General features: G+C 47.9%; 4 protein-coding genes, 4 tRNA genes and 1 rRNA gene. 1 reads left to right on the top strand and 8 read right to left on the bottom strand.

Annotation, left to right across the window (positions count from 1 at the left end):
• From BGE37_RS24540 to BGE37_RS24520, 5 genes are all read right to left on the bottom strand, one after another.
• On the bottom strand, positions 1-287 hold a 287-nt coding region (locus BGE37_RS24540), incomplete at its 3' end, for a GTP-binding protein (RefSeq protein ID WP_000031683.1).
• Between the two features lie 114 nt (positions 288-401).
• A tRNA-Thr gene (locus BGE37_RS24535) sits at positions 402-477 on the bottom strand.
• Positions 478-483: 6 nt separating this feature from the next.
• A tRNA-Gly gene (locus BGE37_RS24530) sits at positions 484-558 on the bottom strand.
• 116 nt (positions 559-674) lie between these two features.
• A tRNA-Tyr gene (locus BGE37_RS24525) sits at positions 675-759 on the bottom strand.
• An 8-nt stretch (positions 760-767) separates the two neighbouring features.
• A tRNA-Thr gene (locus BGE37_RS24520) sits at positions 768-843 on the bottom strand.
• A gap of 361 nt (positions 844-1,204) precedes the next feature.
• Here BGE37_RS24520 and coaA point away from each other — a divergent pair.
• Positions 1,205-2,155, top strand: a complete 951-nt coding sequence (gene coaA / locus BGE37_RS24505; RefSeq protein ID WP_000023085.1) for a type I pantothenate kinase — start codon at positions 1,205-1,207, stop codon at positions 2,153-2,155.
• 28 nt (positions 2,156-2,183) lie between these two features.
• Here the strand turns inward: coaA and birA are convergent, their stop codons facing one another.
• The 3 genes from birA to rrf all read right to left on the bottom strand — a co-directional run bounded on the left by birA (position 2,184) and on the right by rrf (position 4,426).
• Positions 2,184-3,149, bottom strand: coding sequence for a bifunctional biotin--[acetyl-CoA-carboxylase] ligase/biotin operon repressor BirA (gene birA, locus BGE37_RS24500; protein ID WP_088542440.1), 966 nt, complete (start codon positions 3,147-3,149; stop codon positions 2,184-2,186).
• Complete coding sequence (gene murB / locus BGE37_RS24495) at positions 3,146-4,174, bottom strand: UDP-N-acetylmuramate dehydrogenase (RefSeq protein ID WP_088542441.1); 1,029 nt, start codon at positions 4,172-4,174, stop codon at positions 3,146-3,148. Before murB ends, birA begins: the two co-directional genes overlap by 4 nt.
• Positions 4,175-4,310: 136 nt before the next feature.
• Positions 4,311-4,426, bottom strand: a 5S ribosomal RNA gene (gene rrf / locus BGE37_RS24490).
• Positions 4,427-4,586: the final 160 nt, after the last annotated feature.

Below are 4,586 nucleotides of genomic sequence, written 5' to 3'. Positions count from 1 at the left end.
GCACCGGTGATCATGTTTTTAACATAGTCGGCGTGCCCCGGGCAGTCTACGTGTGCGTAGTGACGGGTCGGGGTGTCGTATTCAACGTGGGAAGTGTTGATGGTGATACCACGAGCTTTTTCTTCCGGCGCGTTATCGATCTGGTCGAATGCGCGAGCAGCACCGCCGTAGGTTTTAGCCAGTACGGTAGTGATTGCAGCGGTCAGCGTTGTTTTACCATGGTCAACGTGGCCGATAGTACCGACGTTAACGTGCGGTTTTGTACGTTCAAACTTTTCTTTAGACATCGATTGTCCCTCTAAGACACGGATAAATCGGTGATATCACCACATCAACCAGGCAACATGCCCGACTTGTTGAATGCAATAAACAGAAGGAAAAAACAGGGAGGAGAAAAGAAGTGGTGCTGATAGGCAGATTCGAACTGCCGACCTCACCCTTACCAAGGGTGCGCTCTACCAACTGAGCTATATCAGCACATCTTGGAGCGGGCAGCGGGAATCGAACCCGCATCATCAGCTTGGAAGGCTGAGGTAATAGCCATTATACGATGCCCGCATCCTGGAACTCGGCTACCTGATTTTCATTCTGCACTGAATATCGAGAGAAGCTCTCTTTATTCGAGCCGGTAAGCGAACTTATCGTCTCGGGCTACGCCATCGCGTGGCCGAAATTGGTGGTGGGGGAAGGATTCGAACCTTCGAAGTCTGTGACGGCAGATTTACAGTCTGCTCCCTTTGGCCGCTCGGGAACCCCACCGGACTTGATGGTGCCGACTACCGGAATCGAACTGGTGACCTACTGATTACAAGTCAGTTGCTCTACCTACTGAGCTAAGTCGGCATCAAGTAGCGCGCATTCTATGGAGACATGCGAGTTCATGCAACTAAAAAATTGCATAATTTGTTTTATTGGTCACATTTTATGCGACACGATGAAGAAACAGTCGAACAGAGGGCAAATTAGCACACTTTTTCAACATCATTGTTCTCAACAATGCGCTCCTTCTAAAGCGCAATTCTTTTTATCAGATGGAATATCTGTCACATTGCTTTTCAACGATAGCTTCCTGGGAGAGATTTTTTCTTATTATTCCTCCCCATCTGGTGTTACCCTCCTGCCCATTAACCCATTCAACAGAACTGTGACGCGCCATGGCAAATATCGTTTTGCCGATAGAGCTATGACCGCCAGAAACATGCTTATGAGTATAAAAGAGCAAACGTTAATGACGCCTTACCTACAGTTTGACCGCAACCAGTGGGCAGCTCTGCGTGATTCCGTACCTATGACGTTATCGGAAGATGAGATCGCCCGTCTCAAAGGTATTAATGAAGATCTCTCGTTAGAAGAAGTGGCCGAGATCTATTTACCTTTGTCACGTTTGCTGAACTTCTATATAAGCTCGAATCTGCGCCGTCAGGCAGTTCTGGAACAGTTTCTTGGTACCAACGGGCAACGCATTCCTTACATTATCAGTATCGCAGGTAGCGTCGCGGTGGGGAAAAGTACAACCGCCCGTGTATTGCAGGCACTATTAAGCCGTTGGCCGGAGCATCGTCGTGTTGAACTGATCACGACTGATGGCTTCCTTCACCCTAATCAGGTGCTGAAAGAACGTGGTCTGATGAAGAAGAAAGGCTTCCCGGAATCGTATGATATGCATCGCCTGGTGAAGTTTGTTTCCGATCTCAAATCCGGCGTGCCAAACGTTACGGCACCAGTTTACTCGCATCTTATTTATGATGTGATCCCGGATGGAGATAAAACGGTTGTTCAGCCTGATATTTTAATTCTTGAAGGGTTAAATGTCTTACAGAGCGGGATGGATTATCCACACGATCCACATCATGTATTTGTTTCTGATTTTGTCGATTTTTCGATATATGTTGATGCACCGGAAGACTTACTTCAGACGTGGTATATCAACCGTTTCCTGAAATTCCGTGAAGGGGCTTTTACAGACCCGGATTCCTATTTTCATAACTACGCGAAATTAACTAAAGAAGAAGCGATTAACACTGCCATGACATTGTGGAAAGAGATCAACTGGCTGAACTTAAAGCAAAATATTCTACCTACTCGTGAGCGCGCCAGTTTAATCCTGACAAAGAGTGCTAATCACGCGGTAGAAGAGGTCAGACTACGCAAATAATTTTCAGGGGAGCTAATGCTCCCCTTTCTTATTTTTCTGCACTACGCAGGGATATTTCACCGCCCATCCAGGGTTTTATTATTCCATCCTGCTCAAGCAATAAAGCGCCTTGTTTGTCTATTCCGCGTGAAATGCCAAATATTTCTTTATCACCAATGATAAGTTTCACTGGGCGATTAATAAAATTATCCAGTTTTTCCCAGCGCGAAAGATAAGGTGCCAATCCTTCTTGCTCGAAGAGTTCCAGCGCCGCACGTAATTCACGTATTAGCATGGCCGCCAACGCATTACGATCGAGATTGATCCCAGCTTCCTGCAGCGTGATCCACCCCTGATTAACGACACTCTCTTCAACACGACGCATTGCCATGTTGATCCCGGCACCAACGACTATTTGCGCCGCATCGCCGGTTTTGCCAGTCAGCTCCACAAGAATACCTGCCAGCTTGCGATCCTGCAGATAGAGGTCATTCGGCCATTTAACACGAACTTTATCAGCGCCCAACTTGCGTAATACTTCCGCCATCACGATACCGATAACCAGACTTAAACCAATCGCCGCAGCCGGGCCTTGTTCCAGACGCCAGAACATCGACAAATATAAGTTTGCGCCAAAAGGTGAAAACCATTTCCGACCTCGGCGACCACGTCCTGCCTGCTGGTATTCAGCAACGCAGGCATCACCCGATTTAAGCTCTCCGATACGATCAAGAAGATACTGATTCGTGGAGTCAATAACTGGCAGCACGGCTACACTACCGCCATCCAGCTGACTCAATATCTTTTCGGCATTAAGTAACTGGATTGGCTCGGGCAAGCTGTATCCTTTACCCGGAACGGTAAAGACATCAACGCCCCAGTCACGCAGTGTTTGAATATGTTTATTAATGGCCGCCCGGCTCATTCCTAACGTTTCACCCAGCTGCTCACCAGAGTGAAATTCGCCATTCGCTAACAGGGCGATCAATTTCAGCGGCACGGTGTTATCCTTCATGAAATTGTCTCCACTGCGCTCACTTCACCTGATGCGCCAATAAAGCGGACTTCAGGCTCAAGCCAGACATTAAATTTTTCACCAACTTTCTGTCTTACATGATGCGCCAGCTGTACAACATCTTCGCTTTTTGCGTTGTGCTCATTTATGAGAACCAGCGCCTGTTGACGGTGTACCGCAGCACCACCAATTTGCGTCCCTTTAAGCTGGCACTGATCGATAAGCCAACCTGCTGCCAATTTTACTGAACCGTCTGTCTGGGGATAATGTGGTGCTGTTGGAAATTGTGCCAACAACGCGTTAGCCGCTTCGGCAGATACAACAGGGTTTTTGAAGAAACTACCGGCATTGCCATTCACTTTTGGATCAGGGAGTTTGGTGGTGCGCATATGACACACCGCATCAAATACTTGCTGTGGCGTTACGGTTGTAGGATCCAGACGAGTTAAGTCACCATACGTTAGTACAGGTTGCCACTCTTTTGGCAGGCGCAGACCTACGGCTACAATGGCGAAGCGGTCCTGGTATTCATGTTTAAAAATACTGTCGCGATAGCCAAAACGGCACTCTTTGGCAGTTAAGCGCACTTGCTTGCCTGTCGCCAGTTCAACACAGTCAACATAAGCGCAAACTCGCTGTAATTCTACGCCATAAGCACCAATATTCTGGATAGGTGATGAGCCGACACAACCAGGAATTAACGCCAGATTTTCCAGACCTGGCATACCTTCCTGCAAAGTGTATTTTACCAAGCGATGCCAGTTTTCTCCGGCTCCTACATGTAAATACCACGCATCAGGTTCATCATGAATTTCGATACCTTTGATCCGGTTGATGATCACCGTGCCGCGATAGTCTTCCAGAAAAAGTACATTACTTCCTTCACCCAGAATAAGAACGGGTTGCCCTTCTGCGGTTGCATGCTGCCAGGCATTGAGTAATTGTTGTTCGTCTTCGGCACATACAATGTGCTGAGCATTATGATCAATGCCAAATGTGTTCCAGGGTTTTAAGGAGTGGTTCATAGCTGCTTTCCTGATGCAAAAACGAGGCTAGTTTACCGTATCTGTGGGGGGATGGCTTGTAGATATGACGACAGGAAGAGTTTGTAGAAACGCAAAAAGGCCCAGTCTTCCGACTGGGCCTTCTGCTTAATTTGATGCCTGGCAGTTCCCTACTCTCGCATGGGGAGACCCCACACTACCATCGGCGCTACGGCGTTTCACTTCTGAGTTCGGCATGGGGTCAGGTGGGACCACCGCGCTAAGGCCGCCAGGCAAATTCTGTTTCATCAGACCGCTTCTGCGTTCTGATTTAATCTGTATCAGGCTGAAAATCTTCTCTCAATCCGCCAAAACATCTTCGGCGTTGTAAGGTTAAGCCTCACGGTTCATTAGTACCGGTTAGCTCAACGCATCGCTGCGCTTACACACCCGG

Origin of the sequence: Escherichia sp. MOD1-EC6300, assembly GCF_002965045.1 — a bacterium.
In the GTDB taxonomy this organism is placed as follows: Bacteria; Pseudomonadota; Gammaproteobacteria; order Enterobacterales; family Enterobacteriaceae; genus Escherichia; species Escherichia coli_F.
The sequence above is the reverse complement of the archived record's forward strand: the minus strand, read 5'-3'. Positions and strand labels throughout refer to the sequence as shown.

Bases quoted from the DNA above. Each gene is read 5' to 3' on its own strand.
- coaA (WP_000023085.1), top strand. From the start codon at position 1,205: ATGAGTATAAAAGAGCAAACGTTAATGACGCCTTACCTACAGTTTGAC.
- birA (WP_088542440.1), bottom strand. From the start codon at position 3,149: ATGAAGGATAACACCGTGCCGCTGAAATTGATCGCCCTGTTAGCGAAT.
- murB (WP_088542441.1), bottom strand. From the start codon at position 4,174: ATGAACCACTCCTTAAAACCCTGGAACACATTTGGCATTGATCATAAT.